The organism is Mesorhizobium sp. UC74_2 (assembly GCF_042701485.1).
Lineage (GTDB): Bacteria > Pseudomonadota > Alphaproteobacteria > Rhizobiales > Rhizobiaceae > Mesorhizobium.
In genome coordinates this window covers 5,296,095-5,314,511 of sequence record NZ_CP170562.1, presented here as the reverse complement: position 1 = coordinate 5,314,511, position 18,417 = coordinate 5,296,095, and the positions used below count along the sequence as shown (strand labels likewise).

General features: G+C 63.9%; 16 protein-coding genes and 1 tRNA gene. 3 read left to right on the top strand and 14 right to left on the bottom strand.

Annotated features, from left to right (window positions below; genetic code table 11):
- Nucleotides 1–102 precede the first annotated feature (102 nt).
- Both ACFJIU_RS25855 and ACFJIU_RS25850 read left to right on the top strand, forming a co-directional pair.
- Complete coding sequence (locus ACFJIU_RS25855; protein ID WP_379064794.1) at nucleotides 103–1,635, top strand: YifB family Mg chelatase-like AAA ATPase; 1,533 nt, start codon at nucleotides 103–105, stop codon at nucleotides 1,633–1,635.
- A 270-nt stretch (nucleotides 1,636–1,905) separates the two neighbouring features.
- Nucleotides 1,906–2,685 carry a hypothetical protein gene (locus tag ACFJIU_RS25850; protein WP_379064792.1) on the top strand — a complete coding sequence of 260 codons (780 nt, stop codon included), beginning with the start codon at nucleotides 1,906–1,908 and terminating at the stop codon, nucleotides 2,683–2,685.
- On the opposite strand, the gene ACFJIU_RS25845 is transcribed toward ACFJIU_RS25850, so the two are convergent.
- The 12 genes from ACFJIU_RS25845 to ACFJIU_RS25790 form a co-directional block, all read right to left on the bottom strand.
- On the bottom strand, nucleotides 2,679–3,302 hold the full coding sequence (locus ACFJIU_RS25845) for a transglutaminase-like cysteine peptidase (RefSeq protein ID WP_379064790.1): 624 nt from the start codon (nucleotides 3,300–3,302) through the stop codon (nucleotides 2,679–2,681). The two genes, ACFJIU_RS25850 and ACFJIU_RS25845, sit on opposite strands and share 7 nt — an antisense overlap.
- A 252-nt stretch (nucleotides 3,303–3,554) precedes the next feature.
- Nucleotides 3,555–4,832, bottom strand: coding sequence for a polyhydroxyalkanoate depolymerase (locus tag ACFJIU_RS25840; protein ID WP_379064788.1), 1,278 nt, complete (start codon nucleotides 4,830–4,832; stop codon nucleotides 3,555–3,557).
- A gap of 299 nt (nucleotides 4,833–5,131) precedes the next feature.
- The gene (locus ACFJIU_RS25835; RefSeq protein ID WP_379064786.1) at nucleotides 5,132–5,494 is read right to left on the bottom strand and encodes a septal ring lytic transglycosylase RlpA family protein; all 363 of its coding nucleotides are present in this window, start codon (nucleotides 5,492–5,494) and stop codon (nucleotides 5,132–5,134) included.
- 455 nt (nucleotides 5,495–5,949) lie between these two features.
- A tRNA-Leu gene (locus tag ACFJIU_RS25830) sits at nucleotides 5,950–6,034 on the bottom strand.
- Nucleotides 6,035–6,175: 141 nt separating this feature from the next.
- A complete protein-coding gene (locus ACFJIU_RS25825) occupies nucleotides 6,176–6,793 on the bottom strand; it encodes a 2,3-bisphosphoglycerate-dependent phosphoglycerate mutase (protein ID WP_379064784.1) in 618 nt (205 codons plus the stop codon).
- Between the two features lie 23 nt (nucleotides 6,794–6,816).
- Nucleotides 6,817–7,638 (bottom strand): 4-hydroxy-tetrahydrodipicolinate reductase, encoded by an 822-nt coding sequence (dapB, locus tag ACFJIU_RS25820; RefSeq protein ID WP_379064782.1) that lies wholly within the window; start codon nucleotides 7,636–7,638, stop codon nucleotides 6,817–6,819.
- 3 nt (nucleotides 7,639–7,641) lie between these two features.
- The gene (locus ACFJIU_RS25815) at nucleotides 7,642–9,483 is read right to left on the bottom strand and encodes an ABC transporter ATP-binding protein (protein WP_379064780.1); all 1,842 of its coding nucleotides are present in this window, start codon (nucleotides 9,481–9,483) and stop codon (nucleotides 7,642–7,644) included.
- Nucleotides 9,484–9,656: 173 nt separating this feature from the next.
- Nucleotides 9,657–10,673 (bottom strand): glucokinase, encoded by a 1,017-nt coding sequence (locus tag ACFJIU_RS25810; protein ID WP_379064778.1) that lies wholly within the window; start codon nucleotides 10,671–10,673, stop codon nucleotides 9,657–9,659.
- 173 nt (nucleotides 10,674–10,846) lie between these two features.
- The gene (mepA, locus tag ACFJIU_RS25805; protein WP_379064776.1) at nucleotides 10,847–11,941 is read right to left on the bottom strand and encodes a penicillin-insensitive murein endopeptidase; all 1,095 of its coding nucleotides are present in this window, start codon (nucleotides 11,939–11,941) and stop codon (nucleotides 10,847–10,849) included.
- A gap of 207 nt (nucleotides 11,942–12,148) precedes the next feature.
- The gene (locus ACFJIU_RS25800; RefSeq protein WP_379064774.1) at nucleotides 12,149–13,051 is read right to left on the bottom strand and encodes an SDR family oxidoreductase; all 903 of its coding nucleotides are present in this window, start codon (nucleotides 13,049–13,051) and stop codon (nucleotides 12,149–12,151) included.
- Nucleotides 13,048–14,214 carry a tRNA epoxyqueuosine(34) reductase QueG gene (queG, locus tag ACFJIU_RS25795; protein WP_379064772.1) on the bottom strand — a complete coding sequence of 389 codons (1,167 nt, stop codon included), beginning with the start codon at nucleotides 14,212–14,214 and terminating at the stop codon, nucleotides 13,048–13,050. Before queG ends, ACFJIU_RS25800 begins: the two co-directional genes overlap by 4 nt.
- Nucleotides 14,195–14,887, bottom strand: a complete 693-nt coding sequence (locus tag ACFJIU_RS25790) for a glutathione S-transferase family protein (RefSeq protein ID WP_379064770.1) — start codon at nucleotides 14,885–14,887, stop codon at nucleotides 14,195–14,197. Before ACFJIU_RS25790 ends, queG begins: the two co-directional genes overlap by 20 nt.
- Nucleotides 14,888–15,139: 252 nt before the next feature.
- Between ACFJIU_RS25790 and ACFJIU_RS25785 the strand changes: the two genes are divergently transcribed.
- Nucleotides 15,140–16,078: an undecaprenyl-diphosphate phosphatase gene (locus tag ACFJIU_RS25785; protein ID WP_379064768.1), complete on the top strand. Its 939-nt coding sequence runs from the start codon at nucleotides 15,140–15,142 to the stop codon at nucleotides 16,076–16,078.
- A gap of 83 nt (nucleotides 16,079–16,161) precedes the next feature.
- Here the strand turns inward: ACFJIU_RS25785 and ACFJIU_RS25780 are convergent, their stop codons facing one another.
- Together ACFJIU_RS25780 and ACFJIU_RS25775 are read right to left on the bottom strand one after the other, a co-directional pair.
- Nucleotides 16,162–17,139: a complex I NDUFA9 subunit family protein gene (locus ACFJIU_RS25780; RefSeq protein WP_379064766.1), complete on the bottom strand. Its 978-nt coding sequence runs from the start codon at nucleotides 17,137–17,139 to the stop codon at nucleotides 16,162–16,164.
- Nucleotides 17,140–17,383: 244 nt separating this feature from the next.
- Nucleotides 17,384–18,385, bottom strand: a complete 1,002-nt coding sequence (locus ACFJIU_RS25775; protein ID WP_379073221.1) for an Ldh family oxidoreductase — start codon at nucleotides 18,383–18,385, stop codon at nucleotides 17,384–17,386.
- Nucleotides 18,386–18,417: the final 32 nt, after the last annotated feature.

The window sequence follows — 18,417 nt, the reverse complement described above, 5'->3', positions numbered from 1 at the left end:
TTTTTGTTCATGTATTGTTCTTGATCTGATCGGGAAACCATGCTTTTCTTGACCCCGTGGCCGTTGCGGCCATGCGGGTAGGCAGCCCGCCTGGGGGCTCGGATGGTTTCTCGCGTTCGCACGGTGGCGTTCCAGGGCATCGAGGCCGTGCCGGTCGACGTGCAGGTGATGATCGCGCCGGGCAAGGTCGGCATGTCCATCGTCGGCCTGCCGGACAAGGCGGTGGCCGAGAGCCGCGAACGCGTCCAGGCGGCGCTTCACGCCTCCGGCCTGTCGATGCCGGCGCGCAAGGTGACGGTCAATCTGGCACCGGCGGATCTGCCGAAGGAAGGCAGCCACTACGATCTGCCCATCGCGCTTGGCCTGATGGCTGCACTCGGCGCCATACCGGGCGACATGCTCGCCTCCTATGTCGTGCTGGGCGAGCTTTCGCTGGATGGCACGATCGCGGCGGTGGCGGGTGCGCTGCCGGCGGCGGTCGGCGCCAATGCCGAAGGGCGCGGGCTGATCTGTCCGCACGCCTGTGGCCCAGAAGCGGCCTGGGCCGGCCCCGACATCGATATCGTCGCGCCACGCAGCCTGATCGCGATGGCCAACCATTTCCGCGGCACGCAGGTGTTGTCACGCCCGGAACCCGGCGTGCATCAGAGCGCACGCAACCTGCCGGACCTCGCCGATGTCAAAGGCCAGGAAAGTGCCAAGCGTGCGCTGGAGGTGACGGCGGCCGGCGGCCACAATCTGCTGATGGTCGGCCCGCCCGGGTCCGGCAAGTCGATGCTGGCACAGCGTCTTCCCTCGATCCTGCCGCCGCTGGCACCGAAGGAATTGCTGGAAGTCTCGATGATCGCCTCGGTTGCCGGGGAACTCGCCGGTGGCAAGCTGACCGACCGGCGGCCATTTCGTGCGCCCCATCACTCGGCTTCGATGGCGGCAATGGTTGGCGGTGGCGTGAGAGCACGTCCCGGAGAGGTGTCGCTTGCCCACAATGGCGTACTCTTCCTCGATGAATTCCCGGAATTTTCGCCGCAGACGCTCGATGCGCTGCGCCAGCCCTTGGAAACCGGCGACTGTGTGATTGCGCGCGCCAATCATCGCGTTGCATATCCGGCGCGCATCCAGCTGGTCGCGGCGATGAACCCGTGCCGTTGCGGCATGGCCGGCGAACCCGGTTATCGCTGCCTGCGCGGCGATCGTTGCCGGACCGACTATCAGGCCCGCATTTCAGGACCGCTGCTCGACCGCATTGACCTCAGGGTCGATGTGCCGGCCGTTTCGGCCAGCGATCTGATCCGCCCGGATCAGGCGGAGCCGAGCGCGGTTGTGGCAGAGCGGGTGGTGCGGGCGCGCGAGACCCAGCGCCGGCGTTTCGAGGCTCAAGGCATGACCGGCGTTGCGCTCAATGCCCATTGTTCGCCAGCCATGATCGAGGCGATCGCGGCGCCGGATACGGCTGGCCTTGCCCTGCTCAGCGAAGCCAGCGAAAAGCTCGGCTTTTCCGCTCGCGCCTACCACCGCGTGCTGAAAGTCGCGCGTACCCTGGCCGACCTCGATGATTGCGAAACGGTCGGGCGCATCCATCTGGCCGAGGCGATTTCGTATCGCATGGCTCCGGAGCGTTTGTCGCAAGCCGCTTGAGGAGCAGTCCATCGGCCGTATTGCCACGCGCGGCGACTCACTCTCGAATGACGATCCCAGCTGAACCAGGGTCCCGTCTTGATCGAAATTCTTCAGCCCTCTCCCTTCGCACCTCTGCCGGAACCGGAGCCCGGCTGGTTCGACGTTTCCTATGCCATCACGGGCGACGGACTTCTGGCATTGCTCAGATCCACCTGCGATGTGACGGGAAACTGGTATCGCAACGTAAAAACCAAAGGCGCTGGCCGGCCGCTGCTGACCAAGGACACGATGGCCAGGCTGTCGATCTTCGACGGCATGACGGAGTACGGGACGATCGAATTTCCCCTGGAGACGGCGTTTCCGGTCTTTGACACCCATCAGGACGGCGGCTGGATCGTCGCCAGTGCCCGCTGCAGGCCGACCGACGCGAACGCGATGCTGTTCAACGACAAAGGGGGCGTCGCCAACCGATTTTGTCTCGGCGACGGAATCGAGCATCTGCAATGCGATGATCGCGGCAACATCTGGGTTGGCTATTTCGACGAAGGCGTATTCGGCAACGATGGCTGGAAGCTGCCGGGAACCAAGGCGCCCATCAGCATGGCGGGCCTGGTTCAGTTCGATCCATCGGGCAACGTCCTCTGGCGGCTCGACGATCCATCCATGGCCGATTGCTATGCCTTGAACGTCAGTCGCGGTACGGCCTGGGCCTACTACTATACCGATTTTCCAATCGTCGAAATCGCGACCGCGACCAGCCGCACCAGGATCCGCCAGACGACGGTCACGGGCGGGCATTCGCTGGCCTGCGACTCGGAAGGCGCCATGATCGTCGGCGGTTACTCCCCTCACAAGGATCGTGTCACCTTGCTGGAATTTCGAGACGCAGTCCAAAACGTGGCTCGTTTTCGCCATGCATTGCAAAGCACGTTTTCCGAACGTGCCTCGCTCTGTCAGGCACGCGGGAATACGTTGCACATCGTGCAGAACGGCTTCTGGAATAAATTGACGCTCGACGACGTCCGCCTGGCCGCAGCGCAGCGTATGGCGAAAAGAAACCGCTACTGAACAGCGCCCACCAGCACCTGCTGGCCTTCGCGGATCGAGACCCAGCGACCGGTGTTGTCGATGGCCTGGCGCTTCAGGAAGCGATAGCCGCTCTGATCCCAGGGCTTGACCTTGTCAGTCAGGTTGTCGAGCACAAAATCGCCCTTGTCGGTGCGCACGGTGAGCACCGCATGGCCTTCGCCATCCGGCTTGCGCACGACCGTCACCAGCAGGTTCGCAAGGGAAATACCTTGCCTGGCCAGCCGGCGACGCTTTTCGAGCACATAGTCCTCGCAGTCGCCGACGCCCTTGTCCGGGTAGGCCCAGACCTCATCTTTGCCGTAGATCTCCTGGTCGCTGAGCGGCTTGACCGCGGCGTTGACCGAAGCGGTGACGCGGGTCAGCTTGCCCCACAGCGCGGACGTCAGCCTGGCCGGCGCCAGATCCTTCGGGCGAACCGAGCATTCGGCTGGACGCGTCTTGCAGAATTCGTAGTGGCCGATGGGCTGGGTGGTCGGGCCGCCGGTCGCCATGGCTCCCGCCGCGGAGGCTGAGGGCACCGCCCAGACCGCAGCAGCGATCCCGATCGCCGCAGCCGCAAAGACACGCAAACCTTGCGTCGCTGGTGAGGAATTCATCGTCCCCCGCTCGCCCCTGTTATTAACGAAACGTTAATGAGGATTTACATGGCGTGTCAATTCGTCCCTGTGGCGGATTCACCGAAAGGGTTAACCGCGCCGTCGTCATTGCGCTGATTGCGCAACACCCGGCGATGCCGATTTCACGCGAAATCCGGTCCAGTCAGGAAAATAACAATGCGGCGGCAGGGTTCTGCGAACCATCCGCACGCAAAATGGCGGCAACATACCGCCCTATTCACAAATACGTGATCAAGCCTGAGCCGGCTTGCTGGCCTTCCGCTTCACGGCGACCCTGTTGCTGCGGCCGTAGCTGGTGATGAAGTCAACGATGCGCGGCACGATCTCCGAGCGGAAGCGCGAGCCGTTGAACACGCCGTAGTGGCCAACGGCAGGTTGCACGTAGTGTGCCTTCATGTCGGCAGGGACGTTCGCGCACAGACTGTGCGCCGCCTCTGTCTGGCCAAGGCCGGAGATATCGTCGTTCTCGCCCTCGACCGTGAACAGCGCGACGTTGCGGATGGCGCTCGGGTCGACCCTGATGCCGCGATGCTTCATCTCGCCTTTCGGCAGGGCATGGCGCACGAACACGGTTTCCACGGTCTGCAGATAGAACTCGGCTGTCAGGTCCATCACCGCCAGATATTCGTCGTAGAATTCGCGGTGCTTCTCGGCGTTGTCGCCATCGTTCTTCACAAGGTGCATGAAGAAGTCCTTGTGGGCGATGATGTGTCGGTCGAGGTTCATGCTCATGAAACCGGAAAGCTGCAGGAAGCCCGGATAGACCTCACGGCCGAAGCCAGGCACCGGCCATGGCGCCGGCATGACGACATTGTCGCGGAACCAGTCGATGCCCTTTTCCTCGGCCAGCAGATTGACCGCGGTGGGGTTGCGGCGCGTGTCGATCGGGCCGCCCATCAGGGTCATGGTGGACGGCGCGAAACGATCGCCGCGCGCTTCCATCAGCGCCACCGCCGCAAGCACGGGCACCGAGGGCTGACACACCGCCATCACATGGGTGTCGGGCCCAAGCTCGTGCAGCATGTCGATGACATAGTCGATGTAGTCGTCGAGGTCGAAATGGCCGGCGGAGAGCGGAACCATACGCGCGTCGACCCAGTCGGTGATGTAGACCTCGGCATGAGGCAGCATCGCCTCCACCGTGCCACGCAGCAGCGTCGCGTAATGCCCGGACATCGGTGCCACGATCAGCAGCTTCGGGTCGCTGCGACGACCCGCCGGCAGCTGGCGCTGGAAATGGATGAGGTTGCAGAACGGCTTCGACCAGACGACGCGCTCCGTCACCGGCACGGGCTTCCAGTCGACCACGGTCTTGTCCAGGCCGAACGCCGGCTTGCCGTAACGGCGCGTGGTGCGCTCGAACAATTCCGCCGTTGCGGCGACCGAGCGGCCCCATGGCGTGTGCGAAAACGGGTTGAGCGGATTGGTGTAGAGAACCCGCACCGCCTCGGCATAAGCACGTGCCGGCTGCAAGGCAGCATGGTTCATCTCATAGAACTGGTAGAACATCTAAAACGGTCTCCGCTGCCCTTGGAACGAAGGGCGACAAGCGGCCCAGCCGCTTCACTCTGTCGCAACGAAGTTAACAAGAAATTGTTGCGGCGCAATAGATCACGTTGGGTGAGTTATCCCCATACTTTAGGCCAAAGCCTTGGAAAAAGCCGGGCGGGAGGCCCAGCCGGCTATGAGTGCAGGTGCGAAGACACTGCTTGGACGTGAGAAGAGGGGGCGCCGCGCCATTGGTCGATCAAAGAAAAAGCGCCGTTACGGGGCGGCGCTTTTTCTTTTGCTTTCAGGCAATGGCCGGATCAGACCCTGGCCATGCAGACGGCGGCGTGGCCGGAGCTGACGAAGCCCAGCTGGCTGGCAGCACCGCGCGACAGATCGAGCACCCGACCCTTGATGAACGGGCCACGGTCGTTGATGCGCACGACGACGCTCTTGCCGTTGTTCTTGTTGGTAACCTTGAGCCGGGTGCCGAAAGGCAGGCTGCGATGAGCGGCAGTCAGGGCTGAAGGGTTCATGCGCTCGCCCGATGCAGTCTTCGAGTGCAGGGCATACCAGGAAGCGCGGCCGCATTGCGCAGCGGCGGAGGAGGTGGACGCGCCGGCGGCAAGGCCGACTGCGACGGTGACCGCGGCAAGGGCGGCCTTCTTCTTGTTGATAGTCATCCCGAGGGAACGGCTCCGTTAATCGTTCGGAGGCCGTAGGGTGAAATGCGGCGGCAAATCCGGCGCGTTTCGGGCGATTCCGTGGCAGGTGCACACGTTTTGAAACATCAGGAAACAGTCTGTCAGACTATTGTCCGACGAATGGGCAGTGCAGATTGCGAATCGCGGCGCCCGAAGACAGGATCCCAGTAGCGCGCACGAGTCTGATCTCCAAGTACAATTCCAGAACTCTTCCATGAAATCTGAGCTGTCGCTGGATCGTTCTGTCGTTACCACACAGCGGATTATCCTGCGGCTCAAAACCGGCCTAGTTCTTCCATCGCCGGACAAAATCATCTGTCGACTGTGGAAGACCTGCAGGTCGGCGTGTTGCAGGGACCGGAAATGAAAAAGCCCGGCATGGCCGGGCTTTTTGCAAATGCTAGCGGCTTCGTGTCGAAGCAGCTGCGGAAACTTGGTGCCCAGAAGAGGACTCGAACCTCCACGCCTCGCGGCACACGGACCTGAACCGTGCGCGTCTACCAATTCCGCCATCTGGGCTGGTGGGCGCTCATGTAAGCGGGCAGACGGACCCTGTCAACGCGCTTTTTTCATGCAATGCGAAGGCAGCGCACAAATGCCGGCCGATGGCGCCGGCAAATTGTCACAACGCGGCCGCCCCGCCCAGAACCGGAGCCTGTTTCAGGCCAGGACTTCCTTCGAGGCCACGGTCGAATCGGCGTTGAGCTGATAGATGACCGGCACGCCGGTGCCGAGTTCCAGCTTGACGATCTCTTCGCCCGTCAGGCCGTCCAGCGCCATGATCAGTGCCCGCAGCGAATTGCCGTGGGCCGCGACCAGAACCGTGCCGCCGGAGAGCACATGCGGTTGCAGCGTATGCAGGTAATAGGGCCACACGCGCGCGCCGGTGTCTTTCAGGCTTTCGCCGCCGGGCGGCGGCACGTCATAGGAGCGGCGCCAGACATGCACCTGGTCCTCGCCCCATTTCTGGCGGGCATCATCCTTGTTCAGGCCCGACAGCTCGCCGTAGTCGCGCTCGTTGAGCGCCTCGTCGCGTATCGTCTTCAGGTCGCTCTGGCCCACGGCGTCGAGAATGTGCTGGCAGGTCTTCTGAGCGCGCTGCAAGCTGGACGTGAAGGCGATGTCGAACTTCAGTCCGCGCGCCTTCAACTTGGCGCCGGCGGCCTTGGCCTCGACATGGCCCTGTTCGGTCAGGTCGGGATCGCGCCAGCCGGTGAACAGGTTCTTCAGGTTCCAATCGCTCTGGCCGTGGCGCACGAGCACGAGAGTTCGCGACATGTTTTCTCCTTACGAATAATAGGTCAGTCGACCCGGCCAAGGCCGAGCACGTCCCGCATCGAATAGAGGCCGGGCTTGCGGCCGTGTGCCCAGAGCGCCGCCTTGACGGCGCCACGAGCGAAGATGGCGCGGTCCTCGGCATGATGGCTGAGCGTGATGCGCTCGCCCGGACCGGCAAGGAACACCGAATGCTCACCGACCACCGAGCCACCGCGCAGCGTTGCGAAGCCGATGGTCTTCGCCTTGCGCGCGCCGGTATGGCCGTCGCGCGTGCGCACGCTGTTTTCAGCCAGCGCGATCTCGCGACCGGCCGCGGCCGCCTCGCCGAGCAGAAGGGCGGTTCCCGAGGGAGCATCGACCTTCTGGCGATGGTGCATTTCGAGAATCTCGATATCGAAATCCTCCGGGTCGAGCGCCTTGGCCGCCTGCTCGACCAGGACGGCGAGCAGATTGACCCCGAGGCTCATATTGCCCGATTTCACGATCGTGGCGTGGCGCGCGGCGGCGGCGATCGCCGCATCGTCTTCGTCCGAGCATCCGGTGGTGCCGATGATGTGGGCGATGCGCGCCTGGGCGGCATAGCCGGCGAACTCGACGGTGGCGGCGGGCGAGGTGAAGTCGAGCACGCCGTCGGCCTTGGCGAAGGCCGGCAGCGGATCGTCACCGATCGCCACGCCGATCGGGCCGATGCCGGCGATCTGTCCGATGTCCTTGCCTATGTGAGGGGAGCCTTTACGCTCGACGGCGGCGGCAACGGTCGCCCCGGGTATCGTGGCTATGGCACGAACCAGAGCCTGGCCCATGCGGCCCGCGGCACCCACCACCACCAGCTTCATCTCGCTCATGCGTTATCCCCCGGTCGTTCCATCGGCCCTGTCTGCGATCGCTTCGACCTTGCCGTCATCGACCAGGCCAAGCCCCTGCCCGCCTTGCAGGTTGTAGAAATGGGCATAGGCACCGTTCGGCCTGGCAAGCAACTCGCTGTGCGTGCCTTGCTCGACCAGCTGCCCTTGCTCGAGCACGACGATATGATCGGCATTGACCACCGTCGACAGCCGGTGCGCGATGACGATGGTCGTGCAGTCCCGCATGATGGCGGCCAGCGCTTGCTGGACGCGGGCTTCCGATTCATTGTCGAGCGCCGATGTGGCCTCGTCGAGAAGCAGGATCGGTGCCTGGCGGATGATGGCGCGTGCGATTGACAGGCGCTGGCGCTGCCCGCCTGAAAGTGTGACGCCATTTTCGCCGACCGGCGTATCATAACCCTGCGGCTGCTGGCGGATGAATTCGTCCGCGGCGGCCTGTTGCGCGGCGAATGCGATTTCCTTGTCACCGGCATCCGGACGGCCGTAGCGGATGTTGTCGCTGATCGTGCCTTCGAACAAATAGGGTTGCTGCGAGACGAAGGCGATCGACTCGCGCAGCGACCGCTTGGTGACCTTGGAAATATCCTGGCCGTCGATTTCGATCAGGCCGCCATCGACGTCGTAGAAGCGCTGCAGCAGGGCGACGAGGGTTGACTTGCCGGCGCCGGATGCCCCGACGATCGCGGTGGTCTTGCCAGCCGCGGCGGTGAAGCTGAGATTGCGAATGACAGGTTGGTCAGCCGAATAGCCAAAGGTCACGTTATTGAAGCGGATCTCGCCCTTTTCGACCTTGGCCTCTTTCGCTCCCTCGGCATCGCCTTGCCGGGGTTCGATGTCGAGCAATTCGTAGATCATGCGCGCATTGACCATGGCGCGCTCGACATTGACCTGGGTGCGGGCAAGGCGCCGGACCGGATCATAGGCCAGCATGAATGCGGTGATGAACGACATGATATTGCCGGGCGGCTGGCTGCTGTAAGCCGAACGATACACCGAATAGGCGACGACGCCGGCGATGGCGAAACCGGCCAGCATTTCCGTGACCGGCGCCAGCCGCTCCGAAACACGCGCGATCTTGTTGTAGCGGGACTCCGCCCGGTCGACGAGGTCGCCGATCTTGTGGGTGAGCTGCTCTTCCATGGTGAAGGCCTTCACCACCGCGATACCTTGCACCGATTCCTGCATGGCGCCGATCAGATGCGAATTGATCTCGACCGATTCCCGCGTGACACGGCGCACGCGGCGCATGATGTAGCTGACCGCCCAGACCAGCGGCGGCCCGATCAGGAAGATGCTGGCTGCCAGGAAGGGCGCCTGATAGACCATGACCGTCACCAGGCCGATCAGGGCAACGAGGTCGCCGGCGATCGATTTCAGCGTCATCGAGAACAGATCGCGGATACCGGCGACGTTTTCGTTGATGCGCGCCGCCAGCTGGCCCGACCGTGTCTCGGTGTAGAAGTCGATGCCCAGCTTCATGAGGTGGCCGAAGACGCGCTTCTGATAGTAGGCGACGATGCTGTTGCCGATCTTGGCGAGCGTCACGGCGGAGCCATAGGTGGCAAGACCGCGGACCAGGAAGATGCCGATGATGGCGCCGCAGATCCACGGCACCTTGTCGTACTGGTGCTTGTAGAAGAGGTCGTCGATCATGGGCTGCATGATCCAGGCCGCGCCACCGGTGGTCGCGGCCAGGGCGATCAGGCAGAATGCCGCCAGCCAGTAGGATTTCAGGTGCCCGCGACCGGCCTCTTGGTAGATGCGGCGTAACACAGCGAAGACTTCGCTGGGGTCAGCCCTTCTTTTTGGTTCGTTGGAAGCCAAATTTCAGTCCGCGCGCTGTATTCGTCGGGTCGCCCTGCGGCGTCGGGCATCCTATTAGCCTCATCGGCCGTCCTTGCCTATGGCCAATGGGCAACGCGCGCAAAATGCTTTGGCGGCAGGTTCCGCGAGGTGGCTGTGGTTTTGCGATCAGAACCAACAGGCTGGCTTGCGGCTCAGGCGCTCCAGCGCCGCCCGTCGGTCTCGACGCCAAACAGGGATGGTGCCCGCGCATAGGCTGCGAGCCCGGCCAGCGCGGCCAGCGGATGCGTGATGACATAGACAGGCATGGACCGCATCATCTCGCTGTGCGGCGCCTTGTCCTCGAAGGCGGCGCGGAAATTCCCCGCTTTCAGCGCCGGCACGATCTTCTGGGCAATGCCGCCGGTGAGGAAGACGCCGCCGCGGCTCTTGAACACCAGCGCCAGATCGCCCGCCGTTCGGCCGAGGCAGGTCACGAACAGCAACAATGCTTCTTCTGCGACAGGGTCGGATTTTGCCAGCGCTGCCGCGGTGATCTCGGCCGGTTTGGTAAAGGGAGCGGTCTTGCCGTCGGCTGCGGCGACCGCGCGATAGACATTGACCAGTCCGCGCCCGCACAGGATCTGCTCACCGGAAATGCGGCCTTCGATCTTCTCGATATGTGGAAACACCTGGAAATCGCGCGGCGTACGCGGGCCGATGTCCATATGTCCACCTTCGCCCGGCACCGGAATCCAGTGCCCGAGCGCGTGGATCAGTCCGGCAACGCCGAGACCGGTACCCGGACCCAGCACGACCCGACCGGCATTGGGTTCGGGTTCGCCGCCGCCGATCTTTTCCATGTGTTCGTCGCCGAGTGCCACCACGGCGAGCGCCTGCGCCTCGAAATCGTTCAAGACAACGACATCGCTGAAGCCGAGATCGCGCAGCATCACCTTGGGCCGGATCACCCATGGGCAGTTGGTGAGCGGAATCTCATCGCCGTCGACCGGCCCGGCAATCGCCAGCACCGCCGAATTCGGCCGTACCGAGGAGTGGTCAAGCACGGCGGCCTGAATGGCGGCATCGATCGTCTCGAAATCGGCGGTCTGGACGATGTGCGGCTCGCCGGCCTCGGCATTGGCGTCGAGCACGACGGAGAAGCGCGCATTGGTGCCGCCGATGTCGCCGATCAGGATCGGGAATCTCAGCCCGCCGATTGCGTCAGTCATTCCCATCCCCGGTTCGATGCGGCGATGGCTCGCCTTGCGTTCGCAATTGTCAGCCTTGTTGCAAGTCTTCATGCCGATTCGGCCGGCTGCAACCGCCTCAATCGATTGAATGCTATAAACAAACAAAAACGCCCGGGAAAGGGCGCTTTTCGTCTGTTCCAGGCGATGGGATGTCAGTTGCCGGGACGTGGACGCGGCAACGGGATGCCGATCTTCGGCGTCGGCGCGAAGGCATTGGCCGTCACCGGGGTCAGCGGCGCCTCGCCGATCGTGCCCGACGGTGGCGGTGCAGGCTCTGGCGATGCGGCCACGGCGACCGGCGGCCGGCCATTGCCGTAGTAGGTCGCTGCTTCCGCCGACACCGGCCCAGGCGCCTGCAACACCAGGCGGCATTCCTTCGGCAGGCTTGCCATGGTCATGATGTCACGTGCCTTGGGAGCGTCCGGGTTCTTGTTCGGGCGCCATGGTTCCTCGGTGAACCACCAGGCCAGTGACTTGTCGCAGCCGTCGCCTGCCGCTGTCGCCGCCTGCTCCTTGCAGCCATGCGATCCCGGCTGGCAGCCGATGCGGACATGGAAATGATAATCGTGGCCCCAGAACGGCCGGATCTTGCGCAGCCAGCCGCGGTCACCCGTCACCGTATCGCAGAGTTTCTTCTTGATGCCTGGATTGACCAGGATGCGCTCGACTTCCGGATAGCTGGCGGCGCGCTTGAGCAGTTGCGTGTGCTGGGCCGTCCATAGCCGATCGTAGACGCGATGCGTCTTCGGATCGACCATCAGCATCGCGCTTTTGTTCTCGCGCTCGGCGATGGTCAGGTCCCGCCGCGGCTTCGGTGTCAGCCAGATGTCGGCATCGAGGCCGATCTGGTGCGAGGCGTGACCGGTGAGCATCGGCCCACCGCGCGGCTGCGAGATATCGCCGAGCAGGAGGCCCGGCCAGCCGTCAGCCTCGGCGTCGCGCGAGAATTTCTCGAGCAGCGCGATCATCGCCGGATGGCCCCAGCGCCGGTTGCGAGAAGGACGCATCACCGTCCAGGTGTCGCCCTCCAGCGGGATCGCGACACCGCCCGTGAAACAGCCCTTGGAATAGAAGCCGAAGGACTGCGGCTCGGTTGCCGCCGGCAGTTTTTCAGCGCCGAACAGGTCCTTGGCCAGTTCCGCGGCCATGACCGGACGCGTCTCGAATTCGAAAGCGCCAGCCAATGCCGCCACGCCCGCCAATGCCAGGATAGTCTTGCGTGCAATGGTTCGCAGTCGTTCTGTCACTTGCCCACTCCCTGCTCGCGCAGTCCCTTCACTGCAGCTGTCGCAATCCGAATCATACCACGGAGCGACCGTTGCATGCGATCACCAGAGCGCCGCGCGTCCTTTTGGACGCGCAAAGGTCGCTCCAGCACTTTGAGCTGACGCATGACGGGTGGCGCATGCCACCCTTCCTTTCCGAAAATCGATTCCGATTTTCGGGGTCACGCGCTAGCGCTTCATCGCGCTGCGTGCCGCTCCCTTGTCCCAGTCTCCGCTCGCCCACATGTGGTCGAATGCGGCGTGGTAGTCGGGGAAGCGGAATGTATAGCCCGCTGCCTTGACCGCCGCGTTGGAGACACGCTTGTTCTCGCCATAAAAGGACCGCGCCATGGGCGAAAGTTGGGCGGTGGCGAAATCGGTTTCCGGTGGCGGCGGCACGCTCATCAGGGTTGCGGCGTAGGTCACCACGTCCTGTGGCGGTGCGGGCAGGTCGTCGGTAACATTGAAGACACCGCCTGTACCATGCCCTGCAAGATGGCGCAGAGTGCCGGAAATGTCGTCGCGATGAATGCGGTTGAAGACCTGGCCGGGCTTGATCAGTCGCTTGGCGGTACCATCCTTCAGATTGACGAAAGCGTTGCGGCCGGGGCCATAGATGCCGGAAAGGCGCAGCACGGCGACCGGCCTGCCGATCTCGTTGCCAAGGCTTTGCCAGGCCTGTTCCGCCTGCAGTCGCAAGGTGGAGCGATCCGACACCGGCCGGCATTCGGCGTTTTCGTCGACCCAGCCGCCGCCATGATCGCCATAGACGCCGACCGTCGACAGGTAGCCGATCCAGCGCAGCGCCGGCATGCTGGTTGCGATCACGCCGCGCGCCGCCTGCAGCACGGGTTCGCCCGCCATCTCCGGCGCAATCGAGATCACCAGATGCGTGGTTTCCGCGAGTGCGGTTTCAATGTCCGATGTGAGTGTTCCATCGAAGATCAAGGGCTCGATGTTGGCCTGCCGAAGGGTGTCGAACTTGCCCTGCGACCGCGTCGTGCCGACAAAGCGCCCGAAATCCGGGTTCTGGGCGGCGAATGCCTGGGCGGAATAGCCGGCGCCGAAAATGAAGATCCTGTTGCCGGTCATGCTGCCCTTCCGTTGTTGTCGGTCACGCCCAGAGCCAATCGCCATTCGTCCTGGACGGCGCTGTCGTTCTCGTCCTGCAATGCTGCCGTTGCCAGCTCGCGCACTGTATCGCCAGCCGCCAGCCGCGACAGTGCCCACACCGCCGCACCCCGAACCAGCGGCGATTGATCGGCAAGCAGTTCCCGCGCCGGCGCGACGAGGCTCCGGTCATCGGAGTTGCCAGCGGCAATCAGCACATTGCGGAGGAAACGGTCGCGGCCGATGCGCTTGACCGGCGAACCGGAGAACAGTGTGCGGAAGCCGGCATCGTCGAGCTTGAGCAGATCGGCGAGCGCCGGTTCGCGCAGATCGGCCCTTGCAACGAGCTTTGCCTCGGAGGCTGCCTGGGCGAACTTGTTCCAGGGGCAGGCCGCAAGGCAATCGTCGCAGCCATAGATGCGGTTGCCGATGGCGCCCCGGAATTCGGGCGGGATCGGCCCCTTGTTCTCGATGGTGAGGTAGGAGATGCAACGGCGTGCATCGAGCTTGTAGGGCGCCGGGAACGCATCGGTCGGGCAGGCATCGAGACAGGCGCGACAGGAGCCGCAATGGTCTTCCTCCGCCCTGTCCGGCTCGAGTTCCGCCGTCGTGAAGATCGAGCCGAGAAACAGCCACGATCCATGCGCGCGGCTGACAAGATTGGTATGCTTGCCTTGCCAGCCCAGCCCCGCTGCTTCGGCCAGCGGCTTTTCCATCACCGGGGCGGTGTCGACGAATACCTTCACATCGCCGCCCGCCGCCGCGACGATCTTGCCGGCGAGTTCCTTCAGACGACCCTTGATGACGTCGTGATAGTCGCGGTTGCGGGCATAGACGGAGATCGCGCCGCGATCGGGCAGCTGCTGAAGCGCTCGCGGGTCGTGATCGGGGCCATAGTTCATCGCCAGCACGATGATGGAGCGGACATCAGGCCACAGGACGGACGGATCGGCCCGGCGCTCGAGTGTTTCGGCAATCCAGCCCATCGAGCCGTGATAGCCGGCCGCCACGAAGTCGGCCAGCCGCGCCGGTGCCTGCGGGATGGCACCCGGCGTGGTGATGGCGACGGCATCGAAGCCGGCACGCCGCGCTTCACGGTCGATCAGTTTACGCAGCTTGGCCTGGTCAGAAATCGAGGTCCGCATAGTGCGACACCGGCGACAGGCCGCGGACGCGATCGGCCAGAAGCGGACGGAAGGAAGGGCGCGACTTCACGCGTGTGTACCACTCGCGCGCTGCGCCGTGTTCGCGCCAGTCGATCTCGCCCAGATAGTCGAGGACGGAAAGCGTCGCCGCGGCAGCCAGGTCCGCATAGGTGATGCGACTGCCGGCCAGCCAATGCCGCGTTCCGGCCAGCCAGTTGGTGTATTTCATATGCTGGCGGATGTTGGCGCGCGCCGCGCGGATGGCGGTCGAATCCGGCGAACCACCGCCGGCATCTGCCGGCATGTGCGGCTTCAGCACCCGCTCGCGCACCAGATGGCGTGTCACTTCGCTCTCTGCCTTGACGAGATACCAGTCCGTAAGCCGGCGGATTTCCGCCCGCTCCATCGGTCCTTCCACGAAGAGGCGCTTCTCGCGCTTCAGCACGCCGCGCGTCTCGTCGAGATATTCGGCGATCACGCCGGCGCCGATGATCGGCACGTCGCCTTCGGCAAGCAGGATCGGCAGCGTGCCGGCCGGGTTGAGCGCCAGGAACTCCTTGCGCCGCGTCCAGGGTTTTTCCTCGATCAGTGCAAGCTCCTCGCCATACTCGCCGAAAGCGAGGCGTACGAAGCGGCAACTGGCGAACATGGGGTGGTGGAAAAGCGTCAGCATCGTCCGAATGATTATATGCGCTGGCGAATCGCTGGCCGCGCCGATAAGTCTTTATTGCCCGAATACACGGGTTGTCAGGGTGCTGCGAGCTATAGGAGCAGTTGGGCACGCTGACAAGCAAGCCCCGACGCTGCATTCGTCACAGTTTTGCAACTTTGGCAGTGTTCTAAGCGCCTGTTCTACAGATTCGAGCGCGAGCGGACGCAAAGACCGGGTCCCGCTTTGCCGATCGCGCCGCCCGCGAGGTACTTTATGAATTTCCAGACTTTGGTGGAAGCACTGCTGCTCGGCCTGCTTGAAGGGCTGACCGAATTCCTTCCCGTTTCCTCGACCGGCCACATCCTGCTGGCCGGCCATTTCCTTGGCTTCGAGTCCACCGGCAAGGTTTTCGAGGTGCTGATCCAGCTTGGCGCCATTCTCGCCATACTCAGCCTCTATGCCGGCAAGATCTGGGCGTTCCTGCGCCGGCCGGGCGCGTTCGGCCGGCTGGTCGAGGCAGCAATAGGCTCGATCGCTTCGATCATATGGCTGGGCGGCTGCGCTTTCGAACTGGTTGCAGCAACCGTCAGGCGCCGTCGCGTCAACATGTTCGTGCCGCCGGAAATCTCGAGCGACCACAGCGTGCGCCTGCTGGTGGGCGTGTTCCTGGCCTTCCTGCCGGCGGCCGTCATCGGCGTCCTGGCGCATGATTTCATCAAGACGGTGCTGTTCGAAACGCCGAAGCTGATCTGCATCATGCTGATCCTGGGCGGCATCGTGCTCCTGTGGATCGACCGGCTGGATCTGAAGCCGAAATATCACAACGCCTCGGAGCTGCCTCTGTCGATGTGCCTGAAGATCGGCCTGTTCCAATGCCTGGCGATGATCCCGGGCACCTCGCGCTCGGGTGCCACGATCGTCGGTTCGCTCCTGATGGGCGTCGACAAGCGGGCGGCGGCTGAATTCTCCTTCTTCCTCGCCATTCCGACCATGCTCGGCGCCTTCACGCTCGACCTGATCAAGAACCGCCACCTGCTGACGAGCGGCGATTTCCCGATCATCGCGGTCGGCTTCATCGCGGCCTTCATCACCGCGGTCATCGTCGTGCGCAGCCTGCTCGGCTACGTCTCGCGGCACGGCTACTCGCTGTTCGGCTGGTGGCGGCTGATCGTCGGCGGCGTCGGGCTCGTTGCCCTGTTCATCTGGGGTTGAGCGCAAAGAGCAATTCCAGGAGTTGCCCAAAGAAAAAGGCCGGAGCGATCCGGCCTTTTTTGATGCTTGCGAAGTTGGAAAGATCAGGCTGCGGGCTTGCGTTGATCGAACTGTCCGGTGGCGCGGAAACGCCAGAGATAACTCGGCAGGATCGCCCCGATCGTGCGCGGCGTGATGCCCGTCGCGGCGAAGGTACGGCCTTGCCGGATCGCTTCTTCGGAAACGACATTGTCCGACATCAGCTGTGTGACCTGATCATTGGTGAGCAGCGGCTTCGGCAGCAGTTCCAGGATCGAAGCCTGGAGCCTGGCCGCCCACCACGGCACCGACACCAGCAGGCGCTTGCGCTCGATCACTGCCAGCATCTCCTGCATACACTCCCTGAAGGTCAGTACCTTCGGCCCGCCAAGCTCATAGATCTTGCCACCCTCGACGGCGCCGTCGACCGAGCGTGCGATCGCCTCGGCGACATCGCCGACATAGACCGGCTGCAGACGGGTTGCGCCGCCACCGAGCAGCGGCAGGACAGGCGAGAACCGCGCCATGGCGGCGAAGCGGTTGAAGAAACCGTCCTCCGGTCCGAAATTGATCGATGGCCGGTAGATCACGGCATCCGGTATGGTCTCGAGAACGGCTTTTTCACCGAGTGCCTTGGTGCGGGCATAGTCGGATTCGGAATCGACGCTGGCGCCGAGCGCCGAGACATGGGTCATGCCGGCGCCCACCGAACGGGCGGCCTCGGCGATGGCGCGCGCGCCGAAATCCTGCACGGCACCGAAACGCTGGCGGCCGCCTTCGTAAAGGATGCCGACGAGGTTGACGACATGGTCGGCGCCCTGGACGGCGTGGTCCACAGACCAGCGCACGCGCACATTGGCCTGAATGGGCTGGATCTGGCCGACATTGCCAAGCGGCTGCAGATGGCCGGCGAGGTCGGGACGGCGGCAGGCGACCCGGATGCGATAGCCGCGCATGGCCAGCGCGCGCACCACATGCCGCCCGACGAAGCCTGAGCCGCCGAAAACGACGACGAGCTTGGGGGTTTGCAGGATTTCGGTCATGGCTGGCTCCGGCGCACGAAAGCTTGGCTAGCGCATCGGCCCGAAAATCGACATCGATTTTCGGGAAGCACGACGCGTAGGTTCAAAGTCCTAGAGCGTCCTCTGCGCGTCCACGGACGCGCGGCGCTCTAATGCCGTTTCATAATGGGTTTCTCGCCAAAGGCAAAGGGCGACAGGAGGTCGCCGCCATTGGTTTTATGGACGCATGTCGGCGTTGATCGTCGACCGCCGAGAAGCTCCCGCTTCAGCGCTTGTGTCGCTCGGCGAAATCGGCGATGCGCTCGACGATTTCCTTGGAAACGGTGATGCCGCGCGCCGCGGCCTTTTCCGTCGCGGCGGCTTTCGAAAGACCGGGAATGTGAACGCCGTAACGGCGGTCCAGCCGGTTGATCTGGTCCTTCATGCGCTTCTCGAAATCGGGATCGAGCAGCTTGGGCTCGATCGCCAGCACGAACAGCCCGGTGCCGGGGCTGTCCGGGCCGCCGCTGAACCACGGTGCGTCGAGCGACCAGTTCGCGCCGGATAGACCGGCCGCCAGAACCTCGACCATCAGGGCGATGTTGGCGCCGCGTGCCCCGCCGAAGGCCAGCAGCGCGCCCTTCATGGCGGAGGTGGCGTCGGTCGTCGGATTGCCGCCGGCATCCAGCGCCCAGCCTTCCGGGATCGCCTTGCCGTCGGCCGCGGCCTTGCGGATGTTGACGAAAGCGGTTGCGCTCGACGACTGGTCGATGATCAGCGGCGCGCCGTCGGCCTGCGGGCAGGCGAATGACATCGGGTTGGTACAGTAGACCGGCTTCGTCGAACCGGAGCCCGCTAGCACGGCCGGACCGTTGGTGGCGGCGAAGGAGATCAGCCCCTGCGCGGCGAGGCGTCCGGTGAAATAACCGAGCGCACCGGCGGTATAGGCATTTTTCTGCGAGAAGATCGTGACGCCGAACAGCTTGGCCGCCTTGGCCAGGTCGTCGAAAACACGGTCGAAGCCGGTATGGGCCGCGCCACCGTTTGCGTCCGAGAGATAGACGGCGAGTGCCGGCCGGGTGATCACCGGCTCGGCCTTGCCGCGGATGCGGCCGGCCTCAAGCGCCTCCAGATAGTCGATGTAGTGGGAGAGGCCGACGGCCTTGTTGCCTTCGGCCTCGGCGGCGATCGCGGCGGCGGCAATCGAACGGGCGGTTTCATCGCTGGCGCCGGCACCGAGTGCCGCCATGCGGCAAAGTGCTGTGGCCTGTTCGAGACTGAGCTGCATGCCTTCCACCCCCGGAGCATTTCCGTTTTCAC

Excerpts from the sequence above, each read along its gene's own strand:
- ACFJIU_RS25825 (WP_379064784.1), bottom strand. The coding sequence starts at position 6,793 with ATGTCGCGAACTCTCGTGCTCGTGCGCCACGGCCAGAGCGATTGGAAC.
- ACFJIU_RS25845 (WP_379064790.1), bottom strand. The coding sequence starts at position 3,302 with ATGAATTCCTCACCAGCGACGCAAGGTTTGCGTGTCTTTGCGGCTGCG.
- dapB (WP_379064782.1), bottom strand. The coding sequence starts at position 7,638 with ATGAGCGAGATGAAGCTGGTGGTGGTGGGTGCCGCGGGCCGCATGGGC.
- ACFJIU_RS25850 (WP_379064792.1), top strand. The coding sequence starts at position 1,906 with ATGGCCAGGCTGTCGATCTTCGACGGCATGACGGAGTACGGGACGATC.
- ACFJIU_RS25835 (WP_379064786.1), bottom strand. The coding sequence starts at position 5,494 with ATGACTATCAACAAGAAGAAGGCCGCCCTTGCCGCGGTCACCGTCGCA.
- ACFJIU_RS25855 (WP_379064794.1), top strand. The coding sequence starts at position 103 with ATGGTTTCTCGCGTTCGCACGGTGGCGTTCCAGGGCATCGAGGCCGTG.
- ACFJIU_RS25775 (WP_379073221.1), bottom strand. The coding sequence starts at position 18,385 with ATGCAGCTCAGTCTCGAACAGGCCACAGCACTTTGCCGCATGGCGGCA.
- ACFJIU_RS25790 (WP_379064770.1), bottom strand. The coding sequence starts at position 14,887 with ATGCTGACGCTTTTCCACCACCCCATGTTCGCCAGTTGCCGCTTCGTA.
- ACFJIU_RS25780 (WP_379064766.1), bottom strand. The coding sequence starts at position 17,139 with ATGACCGAAATCCTGCAAACCCCCAAGCTCGTCGTCGTTTTCGGCGGC.
- ACFJIU_RS25810 (WP_379064778.1), bottom strand. The coding sequence starts at position 10,673 with ATGACTGACGCAATCGGCGGGCTGAGATTCCCGATCCTGATCGGCGAC.
- ACFJIU_RS25785 (WP_379064768.1), top strand. The coding sequence starts at position 15,140 with ATGAATTTCCAGACTTTGGTGGAAGCACTGCTGCTCGGCCTGCTTGAA.
- ACFJIU_RS25800 (WP_379064774.1), bottom strand. The coding sequence starts at position 13,051 with ATGACCGGCAACAGGATCTTCATTTTCGGCGCCGGCTATTCCGCCCAG.
- ACFJIU_RS25840 (WP_379064788.1), bottom strand. The coding sequence starts at position 4,832 with ATGTTCTACCAGTTCTATGAGATGAACCATGCTGCCTTGCAGCCGGCA.
- queG (WP_379064772.1), bottom strand. The coding sequence starts at position 14,214 with ATGCGGACCTCGATTTCTGACCAGGCCAAGCTGCGTAAACTGATCGAC.